Below are 21724 nucleotides of genomic sequence, written 5' to 3'. Positions count from 1 at the left end.
GAATTATCCATGACCACACTTTGGAGCAGGACGCTTTCATGCGGCACGCTGAGCGTTACGCCAACCGGCGGCATCAGCGTCATCGACGATCTGTTTGAGATCGCCGAGCGCCGCAATCCCAAGCGCGCTTTTCTGTTCGTCAGTAAAGTACTTGGACGCCACATACCGGTCGCACCGGAGAAAATGCGCGCCGTTTATCGCCAGCTGGCGGAGCAGTTCCCGCCGCTTTCTGACGGTCCGGTGCTGTTTATCGGCATGGCGGAAACCGCCGTTGGTCTGGGCGCAGGCGTATTTGATGAAGTGCGCCAGCGCGTGAGCGAACCGGTGTATCTCACCTCGACGCGCCATCCGCAGCAGGCGGATTTGCTGTGCGAGTTCAAAGAGAATCATAGCCACGCCACCGATCATCTGATTTATCTGCCCGATGATACGCAACTGCGCCAGCGCGTGCTCAACGCGCGCACGCTGGTGATGATTGATGACGAAGCGACCACCGGCAACACCTTTATTAATCTGCTCGAAGCGCTGCGCAACGACGGCGGCTTAAAGCAGATCGAGCAGGTTATCGCCGTCACGCTCACCGACTGGAGCGGCGATGCGTTACCCGCGCGCTGTCCGGTGCCGGTGCGCACCGTATCGCTGGTGCAAGGCGACTGGCACTGGCAGCAGGATCCCGACGCCGCGCTGCCGCCGATGCCCGCCGTGGCGCTTAACGATGCCGCCACCGTGCCAATAACCGGCAAACAAAGCTGGGGCCGACTCGGCATGGAAACGCCAGCGGGCGATCTTGGCCACACGATTCAGGCGCAGCCGGGAGAAAAAATCCTCGTGCTCGGCAGCAGCGAATTTGTCTGGGAGCCCTTCTTGCTGGCCGAACGTCTGGCAGCACAAGGCGCTGAGGTGAAATACAGCTCCACTACGCGCTCGCCGATCGCCACCGGATTTGCCATCGAATCGGCTATCGCCTTTGGCGATAACTACGGTCTCGGCATCGCCAATTTCGTTTACAACGTGGCACATCAGCAGTTTGACCGCATTTTGCTGTGCATCGAAACGCCGGTCGACAGCGTGGATCCGCTGTTAACCACGGCACTGGCCAAGGTTGCGCCACAGGTGGAAGTGATCAGCTATGAATAAACCGGTAATTTTTTCCGACCTCGACGACACGCTATTTCAGACGCGCCGCAAAATGGTGGACGAGCTGGATCTTGAGCCGTTCCGCACCGGCGCGCTCGATCTCAGCCTGCAGCCGCGCAGCTTTATGACCGAAGAGCAGTCGATGCTGGTCGACTGGATGATCGAGCAGGCCGATTTGATCCCGGTCACCGCACGCGGCACCGAAGAGATCGCGCGCGTGCAGATCCCATTCCGTTCATGGGCGGTGACCACGCACGGCGCGGTGATCCTCAATCCGCAAGGTGAGGAAGATGCCGCATGGCGCGCGCACATGCTGGAAAAACTGACGCCGTACGGCCCGGCGCTGCTCTCGATGCAGCAGGCGATCACCGATCTGATGGCAGAGCGCGACATCAACGGCTGGGCGCGCATCAACTATGAATATGGCGTCACGCCGATCTATCTGGTGATGAAGCACCGCGACAGCACGCGCCTCGAAGAGCTTTACGCCATCGCCGATGAAATCGAGCAACGCTTCCCCACCGCCGGCTATTACATCCATCGCAACAGCAACAACGTAGCCTGGCTGCCGAACGTGGTGGAAAAAGGCTTAGCCGTCAGCTACCTGCTGGAAAAACTGCGTAGTGAGCGCGGCGTCTTCCCGGTAATTGGCCTCGGCGACAGCCTCAGCGATCACCGCTTTATGAAGCTGTGCAGCTGGTACGGCATTCCACGCCAAAGCCAGTTTGCCGAGCGCATCAACCAATCCATATTCGGAGAACAATCAGATGGTGAATAACCTGCCTTTCTCTGGATCGTACCAAGCCGGCGACGTCGAATTCCTGCTCAAGCCCGTCGAGATCGACATGACGCCGGTGGAGCAAAAAGAGCAGCTGATCCAATCCGGCGCACGCCACTATTCCGAGATGTTGAGCCAGGAACCGGAACCGACGCGCTGGCACCTTGAGCTATTTTCCCGCGCGCTTGACGAAGGTGCCGGACGTCTGGCGAAAGAAGTCACCATGCTGGCGCAGACGCTGGCACACCAGTTTGGCGACACGCCGATTGTGCTCACAAGCCTGGTACGTGCGGGTGTGCCGCTCGGCGTGATGCTGCAACAGGCGCTGCGCGCGATGGGCCGCGAATCCTACCATTACGGCATCAGCATCATCCGCGATCGCGGGATTGATCAGGCCGCGCTGGAGATCATCGAAGCGCGCCACGGCACCAAAGGCATTGTGTTCGTTGATGGCTGGACCGGCAAAGGCGCCATCACCGGCGAGCTGATCCGCAGCCTCGAACATCGTCCCGGCTATCCGGCGCAACCGCGCTTGGTGGTGCTGGCCGATCCGTGCGGCAAGGCGTGGCTTTCGGCCAGCGATGATGACTGGCTGATCCCGTTTGGTATTATGGGCGCGCCGGTGTCGGGCTTGATCTCGCGCTCGTTGTGGTCAGAAGAAGGCTTGCACGGCTGCGTGCAGTGCGACCATCTGGCGCAATACGATTGCAGCCAGCAACTGGTGAACACCGTGGCGGAATACGCGCGTTCGCTGGATGTCAGCGCCCTGCCCGCTTGCCTGCAGGATCCACAACATCAACAACAACTTGTGGCGCAAAGTGAAGCGGTGATCGCCATGCTGGCGGCACGTTATCAGGTATACAGCATCAACCGCATCAAGCCGGGCATCGCCGAAGCCACGCGCGCCGTGCTGCGCCGCGTGCCGGATCAGGTGCTGGTGCGTTCGGTGAACGATCCCGACGTGGCGCTACTGGTCTATCTTGCCCAACAAAAAGGGCTGACCATCACAGAAGCGGGTGCCGATCTTGGGCAATACCGCGCCGTGACGATAATCAAAAAGGTGCTGTGATGAACGGCCGTCTCTCTCCGTGGCGTTTGGGCGCGACGCTGTATATGCCGGCGGTGCGCAGCGATATCGTCGATGCCATTCTGCACAACAAAATCAGTGGCCTGCGCTCGCTGGTGATCTGCCTGGAAGATGCGGTCAGTGATGCGGATTTGCCGCAGGCGCTGCACAATCTCCAGCAAATCCTGCATGTTTTGAATGCCGAACAGCGCGCCAATGGCAACGCGCAGTGGCCGCTGGTGTTTATCCGTCCGCGTAACAGCGAGATGGGCGCTTGGCTGGTGGAAAACCTCAACCTCAGCGCGATAGACGGTTTCGTGTTGCCGAAATTCACCGCCGATTCTTTGCCGTTGTGGTGGCAGATTCTCGAACCGAGCCATCTGTGCATGATGCCGACGCTGGAAACCGAAGAGGTATTCGACGTGGTGGCAATGCGCGAACTGGCCCTCACGCTGCAAAACCATGTTTGCCGCGAGCGCGTAATCGCCCTCCGCATCGGCGGTAACGATTTGATGAATGTGCTGTCGCTGCGCCGCTCGCGCCACTTCACGCTCTATGACAGCCCGATGGGTTACACCATCAAAATGCTGGCGGCGGTTTTCGCGTCGCGGGATTTTGCGTTGACCGCGCCGGTGTGCGAGCACATCGACGATCAGCAGATTATGGATCAGGAACTGGCGCTGGATATCGCGCACGGATTGGTGGGCAAAACCGCCATTCACCCGAGCCAGATTGGCAAGATTCAGGACATGCTGATGGTTTCCGCCAGCGATCAGGCGGATGCCTTCCGCATCCTCAACTCAAGCCAGGCGGTATTTAAATCGCAGGGCGCGATGTGCGAACCGGCGACGCATCGCCGCTGGGCCGCCGCAATCCTAGCCCGCGCGCAGGAATACGGCATCGCACCCGATACCCGCGCAGATGGCGCGTTGATGCTGGTAACCTGACAAACCCCGTAGGGTGGGCATTCATGCCCACTGTGTTACCACCGAACCACAAACCAAACGCAAGAATTTTCTGACCCTATTTACCTGATATTTAAATACCCTCTGATACTGTCGAAAACCGTTTGCCAGGAGGGCGATACCGACCATTGACCACTAACGCAGGCCTCAATCGACCATGCAACTCAGTACCCGACAGACACGCGTATTCATGCTCGCCTCACTGCTCAGCAGCGGCAAACCGGTAGCCTCCAGCCGCATTCTCGCCTCGCTCGACTGCTCCGAACCCACGCTGACGCGCGCGCTAAAAGAGCTACGTGAATCCTGGTCTGCGGAGATCAAATACAGCCGCCTCACCCACTGCTACCAACTCACCGAACCCGGCAAGCTGGATAAGAAAAGCCTGCGTCATATTAATGAAGCGCTCAAACTCAATGCCGAACTGCAACAGAGCGAAACCGTCAGCAGGGTATTTCTGGATAAAGAGAAAAAGAAAGCGGTGTCGCTGTCTTTGCGTATGTCTGTTTTAAGGAAAATCGATCAGGTTGTAAGACTGAGTGAAACGACAAGAAGTGATGCGGTTGAGATGCTGGTTGAGAGCGGGCTGGATGAGTTGATTGAGAGGTTGATGCTTAAAAAGAATTAGTTCAAACGACAGCAATACTTCACCAGTTGGCTAATAGCGCTTTTTAGCGCAATGACCTCCAACTAACTTCAGCGATGCAAACCTACCCCCTTAAATGATTAATGGACCTCATCGACCTGGATATTGTCCCCTAACCTCCCAAAACTGTTAGCGTAATCACGTTTCATCGATCGTTATTTTCATCATTAGCATTCACATCATCGCACCACATGATAACTAACACAAATCAGCATCCCTTCGTTATTAATTATAAATAAATCAATGCTTAAAATAAAAATTCGCAATAACCGAATCGCGTTAAAGCTCTTTTTAATATCGAATGTAAAACCTAATATAAAAGTGGAATCCTGTTTCATAAACTCAAATTGTTAGTTTGATTAACTATCAATCAATGTAATATCATCAGTGCCGTTGATAGTTAGAGACCGCCTTTTTAGGCAGATAGTCCACATTTGCTCGGCTAAGTAAGCAGCGTGAGCAACAACAACTCCCCAATTGAAATCGGTAATTGGGTTAATGGATTAACAATGTTCAGGCGTTACCAGGAAGGTACCCATGACGTTTTCACAACACAACATCACAGCCAATACCCTCGATGCGCTGATGCAGGATACCTGGCTATTGGCGCTCGCGGTCCGCAATGGGCAATCGATCACAATTGATGATGCGCTCTACCAGCGTTGCTTCAATATGATTCAACAGGTTCAGGATCAACTCACTACAGCGGGAGCACCAGCCTCTCTCTGCGAAGAAATCAAATTTGCGCACTGCGTGTTTCTCGACGAACTGATCATGACCATTCCGGAAACTGATATCTCTGCCTGGTGGAAACGCACACCTTTGCAGGGGCACTTTGTCGGGCACCTCAATGGTGGTGAGCATTTCTACGAACGCATCCAAAAACTGCTTCGTGAACCTGCAACAGCTGAAGCCGCCATTAGCTGCTACTACAGAATATTGATTTTTGGGTATGCCGGAAAATACCGAACGGAAGATATTGAGGAGCGCCAATCGCTGATGCAGCAGCTAAAAGCGCGGTTACCGCAGCAGATTGGATCTGCCGACACAGCGGTAATTATCCAGCGTTCAAAACATAAAATATTTTTCTGGCAGCGTTCTCCCTGGTTGATTCGCAGCGGTGTGCTGGTTGCCGTTATCGTCGCCACTTTCATCATGAATGGTCATCTGCAATATCTGTTAGTCAAAGGGTAGGCTTCGGGCAAACAAATTTCAGGAAGGAATCTGTAAATGGGCAAAAAGGATTTTGTTATTACGGGCGGCAAGACGCCGGTATATAACCACTATCAACTGAGCATCCAGATGCTGAAAAGTCAGCGTCCCGATATCCTGTTGTCGGTGCTGCGTTTTAGCGGTGAAGAGGCATTGAATTCGCCGTGGAAGTACAGCATTGAACTCACCAGCGCTACACGCGATATTCCCGCCGATATTCTGATTAACAGCACGGCCCAGCTATTGTTTTATCCTGATGGCCAACCCTGGCAGTCAGTGGAACCCCGCATTTTGCGCGGTGTAGTTACCGCTTTCCAGCAGTGTGAATCCTCTGCTGACGAAACACGTTATGTGGTAACGCTGGAATCGCGCCTTGCGCTGCTAAAAAACAGCCTGACCTATGCCGTTTACCAGCATAAAAGCGTACCGGGTGCGGTAGAGGATATCCTCAAACGCTGGGAATATTCCTCGCTGGATTATCACTTTCGCCTGAATACGCAGTATCCAATTCGCGATTTCTATATCTCATATGCGGAGAGCGATCTCGCCTTTATTGAGCGTCATCTATCGCGCATTGGTGTCTTTTATTACTTCACCTGGGATGAAGAAAACCACCGTGATGTGCTGGTCCTCGGTGACAGTGCGCAGGCCTATGATGCTGAGCAAAGCATCGCTTTCCGCCATCCGTCAGGGTTATTTGACGGCGGCCAGGAATCACTCTGGGATATTTCAGTTAATCGCCAGTCCGTTGCCGCTAGCACACGGCTTAATGATGAGTATTATCGCAATGCGCAAAATGACATGCAGGCGCAAGCGGAAACCGATCCTGATAAACCTGCGCTTACGGGAGAGCTGTATCGCTACGGTGAAAACTATCAATCGCTGGGCAAGGAGTACCAGGCTCTGCCGGAACAGGGACAGTGGTTTGTCAAACGCCGTCAGGAACGGCTGGTAACGGAGCAGGTCACTTTCGACGGTATGAGTAACGGCATGGATATCCGTCCGGGCATGGTGATCTCGCCACAGGGTAAAGAGTGGCCGGATGCGCCGGATGGCCTGCTGGTGGTGTCCACCTCTTCAACCCTTATTTCACGCGATACTGCCTATGTTATCCGCTTTACCGCCGTTCCCGTTCGCCCGCAAAGCACTTATCGCCCGCCGTTGAAAAGCTGGCCGCACATTGCAGGCACGCTGCTGGCTCGCGTCACCAGCCCGGTAGAAAATGCGCAATATGCAGAACTTGATGAACATGGCCGCTATCGGGTGCGTTTTCAGTTCGATCTGAACGAAGCCTGGCAATCTGGTTTTGAAAGCGTACCGGTGCGGCTGGCGAAGCCTTATGCAGGCAATGTCTACGGCTGGCACTTTCCGCTGATAGCCGGAACGCAGGTGATGATTGCCTTCACCAACGGCGATCCTGACAGGCCTTATATTCTCTGCTCGGTACATGACTCTCGTCATGAAGATCATGTCAATCTCTATAACTATCAACGCAATGTGCTGAGAACTCCGGCGAATAACAAACTCCGATTTGAGGATCGTCGGGGATATGAGCATGTCAAACTGTCGACGGAATTTGGCGGTAAGAGCCAACTCTCACTCGGACATATCGTCGACAGTTCACGTAGCAAGCGCGGTGAAGGGTTTGAGCTGCGTACAGACAGCACCGGTACGCTGCGAGCCGGTAAGGGCCTTTTCCTGACGGCAGATGCGCAGACCTCTGCAACCGGACCGGTACTGGAAATGACATCGGCAGTAAGCCTGGTCAAAGGTGCGATCAGCCAGATCAGCGACTGGCAGTCGATCACTCAGTCTCACCATAATCTCCAGCCTGATGCCACGCATCTCAGGGCTTATCTGGCCGCCGTCGACCAGCTCAAATCCCCTGCCATGTTGCTGAGTGCACCGGAAGGGATTGGCGTTGTCAGCCCTAAAAGCATTCTGCTGAACTCAGGCAGCACTCTGCATCTGCAAAGCCAGACGGAAACCAGCATTGCCAGTGGCAAACGCATTCAGGTCAACGCCAGCCAGGCGATTTCTTTGTTGTCACAACAGGAAGGGATTCGCATGGTATCGGGGCAAGGCCCGCTGACGGTGGAATCGCACGGCGATACCCTGGGGCTGACGGCGATGAAAGATATCAGCGTGCAAACCGTTCAGGGTGAACTGCGCCTGACTGCGAAAAACGGCATTGTGCTGGGTTGCGGCGGCGCAACCATTAGGATTACGCCGCAGGGTGATATTCAAATCCATTCACCGGGTAAAACCAGCATCCGTGGCGTCCATGCCTGGAATTCTCCTGCCAGCGAAGAAACCGCGCTGCCGGATCTGCCTAAATCCGTGTGCAAAGAGTGCCTGAAAAAGGCGCAGGAAGCCGCGCTTGCTTTCGCGCCAAGGGGATAGCGATGACGGACATGAATAATAGATGGTTGAAACAGGCTATCGCGCTTTGCACTGCTGCCGGTCTGGATTATCTCGATGTGCTGGTTGATCAGGCGGGCACAGCACAGCCGCTGCAGCAGGCGCTGAACCTGATCACCCCACCATTACGCTGGTTTGAGCTGTTTGCAAATACGCCGGAAGCGGCAACGCCAGAATATTCACCGCTAGTGATGCGATTGCATTTTAGCATCAGCAACCACCAGCGCTGGCTGGAACAGCTGGTGGATCACTTTTCCTGGACGCCGCGGTTGACCTTGCTGATATCGCCACTGGCATTCGACCTGCTGAGTAGCCATTTGCAGGCACTGTCACAGGTTCACTGGGAAGAGCAAACCGGTTTGCTGCGCTACTACGACAATCGCGTATTCCCCTCGTTACTTGAGCATGTCCTGACGCCAGAGCAGCAGGCGGCTTTCACCGATATTGCGCTGTTCTGGAGCTGGCGGGATCGTGATGACGAGGTGGTGTGGAAAACCGGAAGCTGGACACCGGATCGTCAACTTGCTGATGCTCCAGAGATGAATCGCATCAACGATGCACAAGTTGAGCTGATGGGATGTATTAATGATGCCGAGATGTTGATGAAGGAGCAGGCAACTTCAACTCTTTCGCGAGAGGAACACTTTGCGCAATGCCTGGCAATTGCCATCAGAGCAAGCCGGGCGGGATATATAGGCGATCTACTGGACTACAAGGAATAAAGCGAATGAAGAAATGGATATTTAGTACGCTGAGCAAACAGTTAATCTGCGCAATTTTGTTTGTGCAGCTAGCTGGATGCGGGACATTGATGCGCGGAGAAAGTACCGAAGAAGTTTATCGCGGAGTTGATACCGATATACGCAATACCACTAATGCATTCATGTGGTTATTTACTGCTGGAATTTTACCAATTTTCTCAGTTATTTCGATGCCCTTTGATGCAGTGATCGATACACTTTTGTTGCCTGTCGATCTAGCCATGAGCAATTCGCCTAAAGTTTTTAAACAACCCTCGGCAAATTATGTCCCAGTTTTTGCCGTCAATATGACGGGTCAACCAGACGTTGATTATACTATTCGAAAAAAAAGCACTGGAGAAATACTTACTCAATCCCGAAGTAGAGTTATTCCTCAGGCTGGTAGCGCATCAGGAAAACTTGATAAAGCATCCCTGATGACAAAGGATAATCCATCTATTCCCCCGGAATCTGTAACGATTAGCTGGGATGCTGGAACAAGGCTTCTACAAGCAGAGACGACGGATATCAGCGACTTCACTGAATCATATACTCGCGATGAATCTCTGCTTAAAGCCGTAAGTGTCATCGCAATATTTTTTCCTTGCAATCGAGTCATGCTGGTTAATTATGACTCTGAATTTTACAACTACGATTTCATTCATAAAAAAGCCATACAAGATGTTTTCCAGAAATTACAGTCATTATCCGAGCGTTCTCAGTGTTCTGCTTCAGGACAGATAACGTTAATGATGGAAGGAGCCTGGAAATGAAAAAGAAAGCATTCGATTGGTTGTATAAAGGATTGTTTTTTATCGTTGCTGCAATACTTTCAGGTTGCTCGCAGGCAAAAAGTGATGACGGTTATACCGCTGGTGATCTTCGTGCAGTAAACCATGTCGAGGGTCAGGGTATAAATGGTTTTTCAGTGAATGGATACCACGTTCCAGGTTTAGGCGGGGGATATTGCTGCATCATGCTTCCTGAAAAATGGACGCCTGATTTGAAAGCTCGGGTTGAATGGGAAGTTGACCCCAATCCTAATGTAATTTTACCTCCACTAGGAACGGATGAGTTCCGTAAAGCATATGAACAGCATAGAACAAAATATCAACAATACAGTGCCATCGTTAATATTCCGCAGTTTGGCAAGGAGCGCTGTGGCTTAACTGTTCACTTTCTACCTTGTAATAAGGTGAAGGTCACAACTGTTTGTTCCGGGTATGGCACTGAGAATTATCCGATCAAGGAACCGCTTAACATGAAGGAGCCACCGGCATGTCCCGTGAAATGAGCCTCGCGTTGCCTTGCTTTGCGCCTCCGGTGTTTCCTGATACTGGACGCTTGCAACTTAGCGAAATGCAGGTTAATGGCAATTACAAAAAGCAGATTCGCGAAGAAATTGATTACCGAGCCAGTCTTGCCGAAGAAATCGGTAAGAAAGGCATCGTCCCATGCTGTAGAAGCCTACATATCAGCTTATTTTTCGATGGGACGGGAAATAACGAAGAGAACGATACGCGTATTGCTAAACCATCGCATCCTACCAATATCGCGAAGTTGTATCATGCGACATATCAAAATGCTGATGGTGAAGGCTATTTTCGCTATTACATTCCTGGTGTTGGCACGCCCTTCCCTAAAATTGGCGAAATGGATTACAGCAATGATGGTCTGGCTTTCGCCGCTGGCGGAGAGGATCGAATTAACTGGGCGTTGCTGAGATTAGTGGATGCTTTGACTTATGCCATCACCAAAGGAGCCAAACGGCTAGATGATGGAGTAGCTAAAGGAATGCTGCCCAGCATGCAAGCTCGTGGAGCTTTTTCAGGGGAAGTGAACCGACGTAATGTTATTAACCCTTTGTTAAAAGCATTAGAAAGTCTGGCAGCGCAAACCCAGCAGCCCCATCTTCTGGGTATTAAGTTGTTTATCTACGGATTTTCTCGCGGAGCTGCTGAAGCGCGGACCTTTGTGAACTGGTTAACCCAGTTACCCGACCCCAAGTTTAAAAACGATCATCTGCAACTTGCTGGTTTACCCATCAGTATTGAGTTTCTGGGATTACTGGATACGGTGGCGTCTGTTGGAGCAGCTCACATGATGCCGGGTGCTGCAGGACATATGGGCTGGGCAGATAATAGTCAGCAATTGCCTGACGAGCGTAAATATCCTGGATTAATTAAATGTTGTCGGCATTTTGTTGCCGCACACGAACAGCGCTTATGTTTCCCTCTTGACTCAGTTCGTCGCCCTGATGGCAGTTACCCGGCCAATACTCAGGAGGTCATTTATCCCGGGATGCACTCAGATGTTGGCGGCGGTTATCCTCCAGGGGATCAAGGGAAATCATGCAATGGCACTGGAGAATTATTATCGCAAATTGTTCTTCACGATATGTATGTTGCGGCATTTGAGGCGGGTGCACCATTAGCAGTTTTACCTAAAAGTATCTCTGCACTAATAAAGGACGTTTCACCATCAAGAGCTATGTCTCCTGAATCACAAGGAGAATTCGACTTCAGTAAAACGCTGGTCAGGCGCCTCAACATCTGGCGTCAAACCCTGCTCAACACCACTCTGCAAGGCAGCGAAGAGGCTGGAGATACATCGGAAGGTTATCGCGCCTATCAACTTTCTCAGACACTTGAAAGCGCGCTAATCGATCAAATTGGCTGGATCACCGCCTGGCGCATTGGTCGTTATGCTCACGGCAGCATGCTTCCTCAGGGCGATAAGTTTGCCAACAGTTTCTTTAACAAAGCACCTCAGCTAACTCCTGAAGGGCTTAAAAAAGAAGCAGAAGATCATAAAGCAGCGGTAAAAGCGCTTAACTCACGCCGAGCAGAGGCCAAAAAGAGCCGCCTGCCGCTGGACGAAAGTTTACAAGGCAAACCCGATCTTGATCCGACTAACGCTCAATATCAACTCCGCGAAGCTGCGCGTGAATTCCAACACGACTATAAGCTGTGGCGGCGAGACATTAATGGTGGCTTGATAGATAAAACTGCGCAGATCGTTCTGGATGTGATCCCCAAGCACGCCATCTTCCTGATCAACGGTGACGATGAAGACGCGGAATACGCGCAGATGAAAACCGATGGCAATCGTCGTTATCCGCAGCTGTTTATCGACAAGCTGGGCAACGGCATTCGTACTCAACCGCGTGCTGACTTGTTAGCCCTTTACGATGAACAAATCCACGATTCCCGCGCCTGGTTTATGCAAAGTGCATTGGGGGGACGTGAACCCTGGGGCGGTTATTTCCGCTATCGCATGCTTTACTGCGGCAACCAGACCAATAAGAACCTCCGTTTGATTTCCGTCGAAGGCAAAGTTATCAACGCCGCGCCAACCTCCAATAACGTCATCTATTTTATCGAGCCAAAAACCGCTTATAACAATGTGACTTATAAAGTGAAGGATATGTCGACCGGTGTCGTTCAGACACTTACTCCACCAGAGGCAACCACCCAACCAGGCGCCGTAGTTGCCCTGGCTCGCACCAGTGTGGTGAGCGAACAACATCAGGCCATGATGACCTCTGCCATCGATATGCTGAAATCATCGGGAGCGCGAGTGGTATGACACTTAAAAAACTGGTGCGTGTTGGCGATACGCTCAAACCTTACGGTGGTGAAGTGCTCAGCGGGAGCTTTGACGCGTATGGCAAGCCGGTGGCCTGCGTCAATGACAAAGCGAAATGCAACGAGCACGGCATGACCACCCTCATTCAGGGAGCAACCAATAGCACCGTAAACGGTAAAGCGGTGGCGCTCGATGGGCATAAATGTGCCTGCGGTTGCACACTGGTCAGTTCCCTACCTGATATGGATGTCTGCGGATGAATCAACCGCCGGTTTATGCCGATTACGCCACCATTTACCCGGTCCGCTGGCGGCGCTGGTGGGTGGCATTGCCCGTGCTGCTGTTTATATTGGCGATGACCACCATGCTGTTATGGCCGGAGGGAAAGCCGACCCGTTCGCCGCTTTTCTGGTTCTGGGCGCTGGTCTTGCCGCTGCTGTGCTGGTTGCTGGCGGTGACGCTGCGCTGGCTGGTGTGGCTGCAATCTAGCGATAACAGCCAGACGCACTATGTAGAAACCTCGCTGGCGCTCGATGCCTGGTGGCGAAAGCGCAGCCAGGCCTTGCCGGTTGAAGCCGTGTTGCTGGTGACGCCAGTTGGAGACGACGCGTCGGAACATCTGGCGCTGTTGTCGCACCCTGCGGACTCTCCACAACCGGGCATCAATGCAGCAGGTTACGCGGAGTTGCGTTGCCCGCTGGTGCTAAACAGCACGCGCAATCGCCCAGAAATGCTGGCGGTTTATCTCGCCAATCGCCTGGTGACGCATCTTCGCCAGTCAGGTGAAACACGCCCGATCACGCATCTCTGTTGGCTGGGTGATGACCAAAGTCTGCTCGCCTTTCGCGAAACCTTGCTGGCAGCGGGCATGGTTTTGCCTGAAGAAACCATTCGACTTAGTGCAATTGATGGCGCAGACAATGTTATCGATCTCCTCGCCAATTCAGCTCCGGCTTTGCTGCTGTGTGCCGGAAGCGGCGAAGGATTGTCTGATTTCACCCCGGTTGCCGGGGAAACGGCCTTTGTCTGGCTCTGCTCTGCACAGGGGACTGCGCTGATGCATCGATCGGAGCGCTGGCAACCGGCGTTGGGTGAAACGGCCACTCTGGCCGTCGCACAGCTTTCCCGTTATTCCGGATTAAGTGATACGCCGGATATGGTGATCGCGGCGGATGCCCCCGCCATGGAAGCGTTGCTGGATGGCGGCTGGTCCGCGTTGGATCACGTACTTGCCCCGTGGCTCGGCAATGCCGGGCAAATAACACCGTTTACGTTACGGTCGCTGGCGCTGCTCTCGGCGCTCAACGGCCAGTCCTGCGGCTGGATCGCCGCAGAAATGGAATCTCAATACATTACAGGAGTTTGTATTCCCCGTGGAAACATCCCGCACTAATCACCGGCACTCGCTGTTCTGGCTGGTTTGTGGCTATTTGCTTGCCGTAACCCTGCTGGTGCTGACTGGCGCAGGGCTCTATTACTTCGCAGGCAGCAGCATTGACTTTCCGGAGGCTCTGCCGCGCCAGATTGCTTTCTGGTCATTGATGGTCTGGCTGGCGCTGGTGTGGTTCTGCCCACTGTTTATTCTCGCCTGGCGCGGGCTGGTGCGACTCAACGCGCGTGAAGCAACAGGCGCAGCAGATTCGCAGAAACAGCGTCCTGCAGAATATTCGTGGGTGCAGGACATTATTACCCAGATGCGCTACCAGTATCGGTGGCGCTGGCGCAGCCGGGTGCGCATTCTGCTGGTGGTCGGCGATGAGCATCTGGTTGAACAGAGTATCCCTGGCCTGACAACTCAACACTGGCTTGAGGGGCATCATACCTTGCTGCTCTGGCACGGCAGCCCGCAGGAAGATCCGCTACCCGCGCAGCTGCGGGCGTTGCTTAAAATTCGCCGCCAGCTGGCAGATGCGGTGGTCTGGGTAGTGAACGCCGAAGCGGAAATGACCCAGGATGTGCTGGATACCACGGCTCGCCAGATGCAGAAGCGCTACAGCCTGTTGGGCCAGGATATCCCGCTTTGGCTATGGGAAATTCACGCGCCCTCTCTGCATAGCGCCACCGCGCAGGGGATCGGATTCACCATCGCGCAAGGTGATAGTGCGGACGATTACCGTCAGTCACTCGATGATCTTGAGCACCAGTTGGTTGAGCGCGGCATGCAGCAGACTGAGCGTAATCGCCAGCACAGTTTCTTACTGGAGCTGGCGCACGCGCTGCGCAGCGGTGGATCTGCTCGCCTGACACGAACCTTGTCGCAGCTCTCCGTAGGTGCAAGGGCGCTGCCGCTGGCTGGCGTGGTACTCAGCCAGCCGGAGACCACCGGAAGCGCTTCATTGCGTCATGCCTGGCAGCCGGGAAAAGCCTGGCTGGATTTACTGGCGCTACGCTGGCGCAGGCCGGTAACTAACGGGGCCTCATGGCGGAAAACGTTGCTGACGCTCTGCTCCTGCCTGCTGGCGGTGTGGATGGCCTGCCTGGTTTTTTCCTGGATTGCCAATATTCGCCTTATACAGGCAGATCAGCATCTTGCCGCCGCCGCAACAGATTCCCGTCAGCCGCTGCAGCAGCAACTTTCAGCTTTGCGCGAGTTACAGAAAGAGATCGAGCGTCTGCAGCATCGCCAGCAATATGGTGCGCCCTGGTATATGCGTTTTGGCCTCAGCCAGAATGACGCACTGTTGGATTCTATGTGGCAACAATGGCAGCAGGCGGCAATGCCGCTACTGCGTGATGCATCTGTCAAGCGCCTGACTACGCTGATGAGCGGCTGGCGTAACCTGCCGCCCGACAGCCCGCTGCGGGCCGATGATGCCAAAAGCATGTATGACCTGCTCAAGGCGTACCTGATGCTGGCGCATCCCGAACAATCCGATCCGGCATTTTTCAGCACCACGCTAATGAAGGTCTGGCAACTGCGTGATGGCATTCAGGACGCCAACTGGCTTAATAATGGCGGCGCTATGCTGGCCTTTATGATGACGAATCTGCCTGCGCACCCAGAGTGGCAGTTACAACCGGATATGCGACTGGTCAGCAGTATGCGCTCAGAGCTGCTGCGTCAGATTGGTGCCAGCAATGCAGAGACCTCGCGCTATCAGAAGCTCATCGAGCAGGTGTCCCGTGATTATGCTGATATGACGCTCAGTGAGATGGTCAGCGGCACCGACAGCAGCAGGTTGTTCAATACCGATGAAACCGTGCCTGGCGTCTTTACACGCAAAGCATGGGAAGAGGCAGTGCAACCGGCGATTGAGCAAACGGCTAAAGTGCGGCGCGATGAAATCGACTGGGTGCTGAGCGATAACAAAACTGCCAGCAATAATGATGTCTCTCCGGAAACGCTGAAAGCGCGGCTGACAGATCGCTATTTCTCCGATTACGCCGGAGCCTGGCTGAAATTCCTCAACAGCCTGCAATGGCAGCGGGCGGAGAGCCTGTCGGAATCGATTGAACAGTTAACCCTGCTGGCCGATATACGCCAGTCACCTTTGATTGCGCTGATGAACACGCTGAATGCTCAGGGCCGAACGGGGCAAACAGGCGGCGATTTGACCGATTCGCTGGTGAGCTCTGCAAAGAATCTGCTCAGCAGCGACAAAACCAGGGCCATCGCCAGACCACAAGGTGCACGTGGCCCAATGGATGACGCCTTTGGACCTTTGCTGGCGCTGACCGATTCCGGCGCAGCGGCTAAAGATAGCCTCAGCCTGCAAACATTCCTGACACGTATCACCCGTGTTCGTCTGCGACTGCAGCAGGTAACCAACGCGCCGGATCCGCAGGCCATGATGCAGTCGTTAGCATTGACGGTGTTTCAGGGCAAAGCCGTTGATCTCACTGACACCCGCGATTACGGCAGTTTGATTGCCGCCAGCCTCGGACAGGAGTGGAGCGGGTTTGGTCAGGCGGTATTTGTCGAACCGATGGTGCAGGCGTGGGAGCAAGTGCTCAGCCCCACCGCTGAAAGCATTAACAGCCAGTGGCAGAACGATATTGTAACGCCTTGGGATCAATCGTTTGCCGACCGCTACCCGTTTGCTAACCGACAAAGCGATGTCTCCTTACCGCATTTAGCGCAGTTTATGCGTACCGACACCGGACGTATCGCGCAGTTCGTCAACAGTCGCCTCGGTGGCCTGCTGCGGCTCGAAGGCGATCGCTGGGTGCCGGATGCCATGAACAGCCAGGGACTGACGTTCGATCCTGCTTTTCTCAGCGCGCTTAATAAACTGACGCACATCGCGAACACCGCATTTGTCCGGGGAGATGTGGAACTGCATTTCCAGATGATGGCAAAACCTTCCCGCGACGTGGTGGAATCGGAGCTGACGGTGGATCGCCAGAAGCTGCAATATTTTAACCAGGAAGAGAACTGGAAAACGCTGAACTGGCCAGACAACCGCTGGCAACCACAAACCATGCTGACATGGCGCAGCACCCATACTGGAACCCGCATTTATGCCGATCACCCTGGAAGCTGGGGCCTGATCCGCCTGCTGGATAAAGCCCGCATCACCGATCTGGGGAACAACATCTACCGTGTTGTTTGGCCGACGCCGGACGGGCTGGCATTGAACTATCAGATTCGCACAGAACTTGGCAGTGGCCCGCTGGCGCTTCTCGAGTTGCGTGGCTTCCGCATGCCTGCGCGGATATTTATTTCCGCTACGCAGAGTGAAGTTGCGTATCAGGGAGGTGAACAATGAGGGTTCGTTTCGCCCATGTGTTGTTGATTTGCCTCTCGGCAATGTTGCTGAGCAGTTGTGGAGCCTGGCAAAAAACCAAACAGGGAACAGCAAGCATTGCAGATGCCGTGTTTTATCGCCAGGTCAACACCCTGCACCTGACCTTCACTGCACGTACAGCGATTAATCAGGACGATGCCCAGCAGTCGATGCCCTTGCGGCTGATTATTTTGCAGCTCAGCACGCGTCAAAGTTTCGATAACGCCGAATACAGCAGCCTGCTGGCACAGCCAGATTTGGTGCTGAAAGAGAGTCTGGTGGCGCAGCGGCAGCTCAGCGTCATGCCGGGACAAAGCGTCAGCCTGGATATGCCAATGGAGAAGCAGGCGCAGTTTGTCGCGGTCGTGGGCTTGTTCCGCCAACCGGACCGGGAGCGCGGCACATGGAAACGGGTGCTGAGCCGTGAGGAGCTTGATCCGGATTCACCACGCACAATTGAAGTAAGGGATAACACCCTGAATTTGGAATTATTGAAGTAACTATTCAATTTAACGGCAGGAGCCACAAAGTGACGCTATACGAAATAAAACCGAAGTTTCAGAATTTATTAAGACCGCTGGTCGTCAGGTTACATGCGCAGGGTATCACCGCGAACCAGGTAACGTTGTTTGCCATGCTCACCTCTGTGGTATTGGGCGCATTGTTGATGTGTTTCCCCGATCCACGCTTTTTTATCACCCTGCCCGTTTTCCTGTTTTTCCGCATGGCGTTAAACGCCATTGATGGCATGTTAGCCAGGGAATTCAATCAGCAATCCACCATCGGGGCGATCCTCAACGAGGTGGGTGACATTATCTCCGATGCCGCACTCTACCTCGCTTTTGCCTTTGTTACAGGCATCTCTCCCTGGTTGGTTGTGCTGGTCGTGCTACTTTCCTGGCTGAGCGAATTTTGCGGTGTGATGTGCCAGACGCTGAACGGCATCCGTAGCTACCGTGGTCCGTTGGGCAAAAGTGACCGCGCATTACTCTTTGGTGCTCTCGGCCTGGTGATTGCGCTGTGGCCGCAGTATATCGTTTACGCTGACGCAGTGTATGCCATTGCCGCCCTGTTGCTGTGTTGGACCAGCCTGAATCGCTGCCGCAATGCGATGGAGGCGAAAAATGGCTGACTCCACACAAGTGCTTTATTACTGCCTGGGCGGTATCTTCGGCGTTCTCATTCTGGCGACGCTGATTATTTTTGTGCTGAGAAAGTGCCGCCCACAACGCAACTGGGTGGAATTGCAGCAGCGCGTTAATAGCTGGTGGGTCATTATCTGCCTGTTCTCGTTAGCAATGCTGTCGCCGAAGTGGCTGGCGCTGACCTTTTTCGGCTTCATCAGCTTCCTGTCGTTAAAAGAGTATCTGACGCTAGCACCCACGCGGCGTTATGACAGTATGCCGCTGCTGTGGATGTATGCCGCGATCCCGGTGCAATATCTCTGGACCGGCATGGCCTGGTACGGCATGTTCATCATTTTTATCCCGGTTTACGTCTTCCTGTTCCTGCCGGCTCGCATGGTGATTGCCGGTGATACCAAAGGTTTTCTGCACTCTGCGTCGGTGATGCACTGGGGCATGATGACCACCGTGTTCGCTCTGAGCCACGTTGCCTACCTGATGACTTTACCCGGTGCCGACGCCAGTGCCGGTGCGCTGCTGGTGTTCTTCCTCGTTGCGCTGACTGAGCTGAATGATATTGCCCAGTATCTGTGGGGAAAATCGCTGGGCAGGATTCGAGTAACGCCCAAAGTCAGCCCAAATAAAACGCTGGCCGGTCTGCTGGGTGGCATCCTTACCACCATGTTGCTGGCTGTGATTCTTGGCCCGCTACTTACTCCGATGAGTTATCTCCACTCGCTGGGTGCTGGGTTGATTATTGGTGCAAGCGGCTTTTGCGGCGATGTGGTGATGTCGGCGATCAAGCGCGATTTTGGTGTGAAGGATTCCGGCAAATTGCTGCCCGGACACGGTGGCATTTTGGATCGACTCGATTCACTCATCTACACCGCGCCGCTGTTCTTCCACTTCTATTACTACTTCTACGTGTAGGAGGCGCACATGAACCGAATGCTGCGCTGGATCTTTACCCTTTGCATCGCTTATCCGGTGGTGTGGATCTGGCTGGGTGTCGCCGTTGCCAACCGCAAGAAGCTACCGAAAACAGGCCCGGCGATCATTGTGGCGAACCATAACAGCCATCTGGATGTGCTGACGCTGTTCACGCTGTTTCCCCTTTCGACGCTGGTGAATGTACAGCCGGTTGCTGCGGCTGATTACTTCCTGAAAAACAAAGTGGTGGGTTGGTTTGCGCTCAAGGTGATTGGCATCATCCCGGTATATCGCGGGGCGCATCAGGCTAATCCGTTGCAGGCCTGCGTCGATGCACTGGCGGAAAAGAAAATCGTGATTATTTTCCCGGAAGGCACGCGCGGCGAGCCGGGGAAACTGTCAGAAATTAAATCTGGCCTGTGGCATCTCAGCCAGCAGTGCCCGGATGTGCCCATCATTCCGGTCTATATGCACGGGCTGGATCGCTCAATGGGTAAAGGTCAGAAAATACCGGTGCCGTTCTTTATCGATATTTATATCGACGATCCGCTGCGTTATCAGGACAACAAGGCCGAATTTAAAAGCGCGTTATTAAATCGTTTTGTCGAATTACAACAGCAAGCCATAAGGAAATCATCATGAGCCAGGAAGCACGTTTATTTCAGGAAGGAGCTTTTTCAACCAGCGACGGTGAATCACTCTATTTTCGCCACTGGCCCGCGCAGGATGCGCAGAGCAAAAAAGTGATTGTGCTATTTCATCGCGGGCATGAGCACTCAGGACGTTTGCAGCATGTTGTCGATGAGTTACAGATGCCGGATGCCCATTTTTACGCCTGGGATACGCGTGGACACGGACATTCGCCGGGAGAGCGAGGTTACAGCCCAAGCCTGGCTCGCTCGGTGCAGGACGTCGATGAATTTGTTCGCTTTGTCGCTGAACAAGCCAAGGTGAGCATTGAAGATATTGTTGTGATTGCGCAAAGCGTCGGCGCGGTGCTGGTTGCTACCTGGGTGCATGATTACGCGCCTAAAATTCGCGGTATGGTGCTGGCATCTCCAGCGTTTAAGGTGAAGCTGTATGTGCCTTTCGCACGCGCGGGTTTAGGTTTGCTGCAACGTATTCGCGGTCTGTTTTACGTGAACTCTTACGTCAAAGGGAAATTTCTCAGCCACGACCCAGAGCGCATTAGCAGCTTTGAGCAGGATAAACTCATCGCCCGCCAGATTGCGGTGAATATTCTGCTGGATCTGTATAAAACGGCGGAACGCATTGTTTCTGACTCTTCCGCCATCACCGTGCCAACACAACTGCTGATTTCCGGCGATGATTTTGTAGTGCACTCCAAACCGCAGAAAAAGTTCTATCAGGGTCTGCGTAGCGCCATTAAAGAGCAGCATATTCTGCCCGGTTTTTATCACGACACGCTGGGTGAAAAGGATCGCCAGCTTGCTTTCGATAAAATGAAGGCGTTTATCGAACAGCTTTACCACGCTGCACCTTACACCTTCGATTACAGCCATGAAGATCAGTGGAGTCCGGGCGCTGATGCGTACCGTGAGTTGCAGGCACCACCTAAGCGCAGCTCACTACAAGGCATGTCTTACGCTTCATTAAGTTTTGGCATGAAAACCATTGGCAGGCTGTCTAAAGGCATGCGCCTGGGATATGAAACTGGCTTCGACTCTGGCAGCACGCTGGATTATGTCTACCGCAACACGCCTGAAGGCACCGGCATTGTTGGCCGTATCATCGACAGGCAGTACCTCAACAGCATTGGCTGGCGCGGCATTCGCATGCGCAAAGAAAATATCCAGCAGGTGATTGCGCAGGCCGTAGCAAAACTGCAAGAGCACAACTTGCCGATTCGCGTAGTCGATATCGCCGCCGGACATGGCCGCTACGTTCTTGATGCGCTGGAGAAACAGCCGGGAATTGAAAGCATCCTGCTGCGCGATTACAGCGATCTGAATGTGGAAAAAGGCCAGGCGCTGATTGAAGCGCGTCATTTAGGCCACCTCGCGCAGTTTAAAAAAGGCAATGCCTTTGATTATGACTCGCTGGCCACACTCGCGCCTGCGCCGACGCTGGGCATTGTCTCCGGCCTGTATGAACTGTTTCCGAGCAACCAATTAATCAAAACATCGTTGGCCGGGTTGGCAGCAGCCATTCCGTCGGGCGGCGTACTGGTTTATACCGGGCAACCGTGGCATCCGCAGTTAAAAACCATCGCATGGACCTTAACCAGCCACCAGAACGGTATTCCCTGGCTGATGCGCGTACGCAGCCAGAAAGAGATGGATACGCTGGTCGAAGAAGCTGGATTTGAGAAGTGCCATCAGCTAATTGATGAGTTTGGCATCTTTACCGTGTCGCTGGCGGTAAGAAAATAG

19 protein-coding genes are annotated in these 21724 nt (G+C 53.7%); all 19 read left to right on the top strand.

All coding sequences use genetic code 11. The features are described 5' to 3' along the window. The first annotated feature begins 9 nt into the window (after positions 1–9). On the top strand, positions 10–1137 hold the full coding sequence (locus BM323_RS17495) for a phosphoribosyltransferase domain-containing protein (RefSeq protein WP_008103756.1): 1128 nt from the start codon (positions 10–12) through the stop codon (positions 1135–1137). Next, on the top strand, positions 1130–1915 hold the full coding sequence (locus BM323_RS17490) for an HAD family hydrolase (protein WP_008103758.1): 786 nt from the start codon (positions 1130–1132) through the stop codon (positions 1913–1915). The genes BM323_RS17495 and BM323_RS17490 overlap by 8 nt, the downstream gene beginning before the upstream one ends. Continuing rightward, positions 1905–2984: a cysteine protease StiP family protein gene (locus BM323_RS17485; protein ID WP_008103760.1), complete on the top strand. Its 1080-nt coding sequence runs from the start codon at positions 1905–1907 to the stop codon at positions 2982–2984. Before BM323_RS17490 ends, BM323_RS17485 begins: the two co-directional genes overlap by 11 nt. Beyond that, positions 2984–3928, top strand: coding sequence for an HpcH/HpaI aldolase/citrate lyase family protein (locus tag BM323_RS17480; RefSeq protein WP_008103761.1), 945 nt, complete (start codon positions 2984–2986; stop codon positions 3926–3928). Before BM323_RS17485 ends, BM323_RS17480 begins: the two co-directional genes overlap by 1 nt. 175 nt (positions 3929–4103) lie before the next feature. After that, on the top strand, positions 4104–4571 hold the full coding sequence (locus BM323_RS17475; RefSeq protein ID WP_008103765.1) for a hypothetical protein: 468 nt from the start codon (positions 4104–4106) through the stop codon (positions 4569–4571). A gap of 555 nt (positions 4572–5126) precedes the next feature. After that, positions 5127–5783, top strand: coding sequence for a type VI secretion system protein TssL, short form (gene tssL, locus BM323_RS17470; RefSeq protein ID WP_008103767.1), 657 nt, complete (start codon positions 5127–5129; stop codon positions 5781–5783). A 36-nt stretch (positions 5784–5819) separates the two neighbouring features. Beyond that, the gene (locus BM323_RS17465) at positions 5820–8204 is read left to right on the top strand and encodes a type VI secretion system Vgr family protein (RefSeq protein WP_008103768.1); all 2385 of its coding nucleotides are present in this window, start codon (positions 5820–5822) and stop codon (positions 8202–8204) included. A 2-nt stretch (positions 8205–8206) separates the two neighbouring features. Then, positions 8207–8944, top strand: coding sequence for a DUF4123 domain-containing protein (locus BM323_RS17460; RefSeq protein ID WP_008103770.1), 738 nt, complete (start codon positions 8207–8209; stop codon positions 8942–8944). A gap of 5 nt (positions 8945–8949) precedes the next feature. Beyond that, positions 8950–9735, top strand: coding sequence for a YceK/YidQ family lipoprotein (locus tag BM323_RS17455; RefSeq protein ID WP_008103772.1), 786 nt, complete (start codon positions 8950–8952; stop codon positions 9733–9735). Then, positions 9732–10256, top strand: a complete 525-nt coding sequence (locus BM323_RS17450; RefSeq protein ID WP_008103774.1) for a DUF3304 domain-containing protein — start codon at positions 9732–9734, stop codon at positions 10254–10256. The genes BM323_RS17455 and BM323_RS17450 overlap by 4 nt, the downstream gene beginning before the upstream one ends. Continuing rightward, complete coding sequence (locus tag BM323_RS17445; RefSeq protein WP_008103775.1) at positions 10241–12550, top strand: T6SS phospholipase effector Tle1-like catalytic domain-containing protein; 2310 nt, start codon at positions 10241–10243, stop codon at positions 12548–12550. Before BM323_RS17450 ends, BM323_RS17445 begins: the two co-directional genes overlap by 16 nt. Next, a complete protein-coding gene (locus BM323_RS17440; protein WP_008103777.1) occupies positions 12547–12810 on the top strand; it encodes a PAAR domain-containing protein in 264 nt (87 codons plus the stop codon). Before BM323_RS17445 ends, BM323_RS17440 begins: the two co-directional genes overlap by 4 nt. Further along, complete coding sequence (locus BM323_RS17435) at positions 12807–13943, top strand: hypothetical protein (protein WP_008103779.1); 1137 nt, start codon at positions 12807–12809, stop codon at positions 13941–13943. Before BM323_RS17440 ends, BM323_RS17435 begins: the two co-directional genes overlap by 4 nt. Continuing rightward, positions 13924–17259, top strand: coding sequence for an ImcF-related family protein (locus BM323_RS17430; protein WP_091004147.1), 3336 nt, complete (start codon positions 13924–13926; stop codon positions 17257–17259). Before BM323_RS17435 ends, BM323_RS17430 begins: the two co-directional genes overlap by 20 nt. Beyond that, complete coding sequence (gene tssJ, locus BM323_RS17425) at positions 17256–17777, top strand: type VI secretion system lipoprotein TssJ (protein ID WP_008103783.1); 522 nt, start codon at positions 17256–17258, stop codon at positions 17775–17777. The genes BM323_RS17430 and tssJ overlap by 4 nt, the downstream gene beginning before the upstream one ends. 29 nt (positions 17778–17806) lie before the next feature. Then, positions 17807–18409, top strand: a complete 603-nt coding sequence (locus BM323_RS17420; protein WP_008103785.1) for a CDP-alcohol phosphatidyltransferase family protein — start codon at positions 17807–17809, stop codon at positions 18407–18409. Next, complete coding sequence (locus BM323_RS17415) at positions 18402–19331, top strand: phosphatidate cytidylyltransferase (protein ID WP_008103787.1); 930 nt, start codon at positions 18402–18404, stop codon at positions 19329–19331. The genes BM323_RS17420 and BM323_RS17415 overlap by 8 nt, the downstream gene beginning before the upstream one ends. Positions 19332–19340: 9 nt before the next feature. After that, positions 19341–19973: a lysophospholipid acyltransferase family protein gene (locus BM323_RS17410; RefSeq protein ID WP_008103789.1), complete on the top strand. Its 633-nt coding sequence runs from the start codon at positions 19341–19343 to the stop codon at positions 19971–19973. Next, positions 19970–21724, top strand: a complete 1755-nt coding sequence (locus BM323_RS17405; RefSeq protein WP_008103791.1) for a bifunctional alpha/beta hydrolase/class I SAM-dependent methyltransferase — start codon at positions 19970–19972, stop codon at positions 21722–21724. The genes BM323_RS17410 and BM323_RS17405 overlap by 4 nt, the downstream gene beginning before the upstream one ends.

Origin of the sequence: Pantoea sp. YR525, from assembly GCF_900116775.1 — a bacterium.
GTDB lineage: Bacteria > Pseudomonadota > Gammaproteobacteria > Enterobacterales > Enterobacteriaceae > Pantoea > Pantoea symbiotica.
This window is presented reverse-complemented; position numbering and strand designations above follow the sequence as displayed.

Excerpts from the sequence above, each read along its gene's own strand:
- BM323_RS17495 (WP_008103756.1), top strand. The coding sequence starts at position 10 with ATGACCACACTTTGGAGCAGGACGCTTTCATGCGGCACGCTGAGCGTT.
- BM323_RS17490 (WP_008103758.1), top strand. The coding sequence starts at position 1,130 with ATGAATAAACCGGTAATTTTTTCCGACCTCGACGACACGCTATTTCAG.
- BM323_RS17485 (WP_008103760.1), top strand. The coding sequence starts at position 1,905 with ATGGTGAATAACCTGCCTTTCTCTGGATCGTACCAAGCCGGCGACGTC.
- BM323_RS17480 (WP_008103761.1), top strand. The coding sequence starts at position 2,984 with ATGAACGGCCGTCTCTCTCCGTGGCGTTTGGGCGCGACGCTGTATATG.
- BM323_RS17475 (WP_008103765.1), top strand. The coding sequence starts at position 4,104 with ATGCAACTCAGTACCCGACAGACACGCGTATTCATGCTCGCCTCACTG.
- tssL (WP_008103767.1), top strand. The coding sequence starts at position 5,127 with ATGACGTTTTCACAACACAACATCACAGCCAATACCCTCGATGCGCTG.
- BM323_RS17465 (WP_008103768.1), top strand. The coding sequence starts at position 5,820 with ATGGGCAAAAAGGATTTTGTTATTACGGGCGGCAAGACGCCGGTATAT.
- BM323_RS17460 (WP_008103770.1), top strand. The coding sequence starts at position 8,207 with ATGACGGACATGAATAATAGATGGTTGAAACAGGCTATCGCGCTTTGC.
- BM323_RS17455 (WP_008103772.1), top strand. The coding sequence starts at position 8,950 with ATGAAGAAATGGATATTTAGTACGCTGAGCAAACAGTTAATCTGCGCA.
- BM323_RS17450 (WP_008103774.1), top strand. The coding sequence starts at position 9,732 with ATGAAAAAGAAAGCATTCGATTGGTTGTATAAAGGATTGTTTTTTATC.
- BM323_RS17445 (WP_008103775.1), top strand. The coding sequence starts at position 10,241 with ATGTCCCGTGAAATGAGCCTCGCGTTGCCTTGCTTTGCGCCTCCGGTG.
- BM323_RS17440 (WP_008103777.1), top strand. The coding sequence starts at position 12,547 with ATGACACTTAAAAAACTGGTGCGTGTTGGCGATACGCTCAAACCTTAC.
- BM323_RS17435 (WP_008103779.1), top strand. The coding sequence starts at position 12,807 with ATGAATCAACCGCCGGTTTATGCCGATTACGCCACCATTTACCCGGTC.
- tssJ (WP_008103783.1), top strand. The coding sequence starts at position 17,256 with ATGAGGGTTCGTTTCGCCCATGTGTTGTTGATTTGCCTCTCGGCAATG.
- BM323_RS17415 (WP_008103787.1), top strand. The coding sequence starts at position 18,402 with ATGGCTGACTCCACACAAGTGCTTTATTACTGCCTGGGCGGTATCTTC.
- BM323_RS17410 (WP_008103789.1), top strand. The coding sequence starts at position 19,341 with ATGAACCGAATGCTGCGCTGGATCTTTACCCTTTGCATCGCTTATCCG.
- BM323_RS17405 (WP_008103791.1), top strand. The coding sequence starts at position 19,970 with ATGAGCCAGGAAGCACGTTTATTTCAGGAAGGAGCTTTTTCAACCAGC.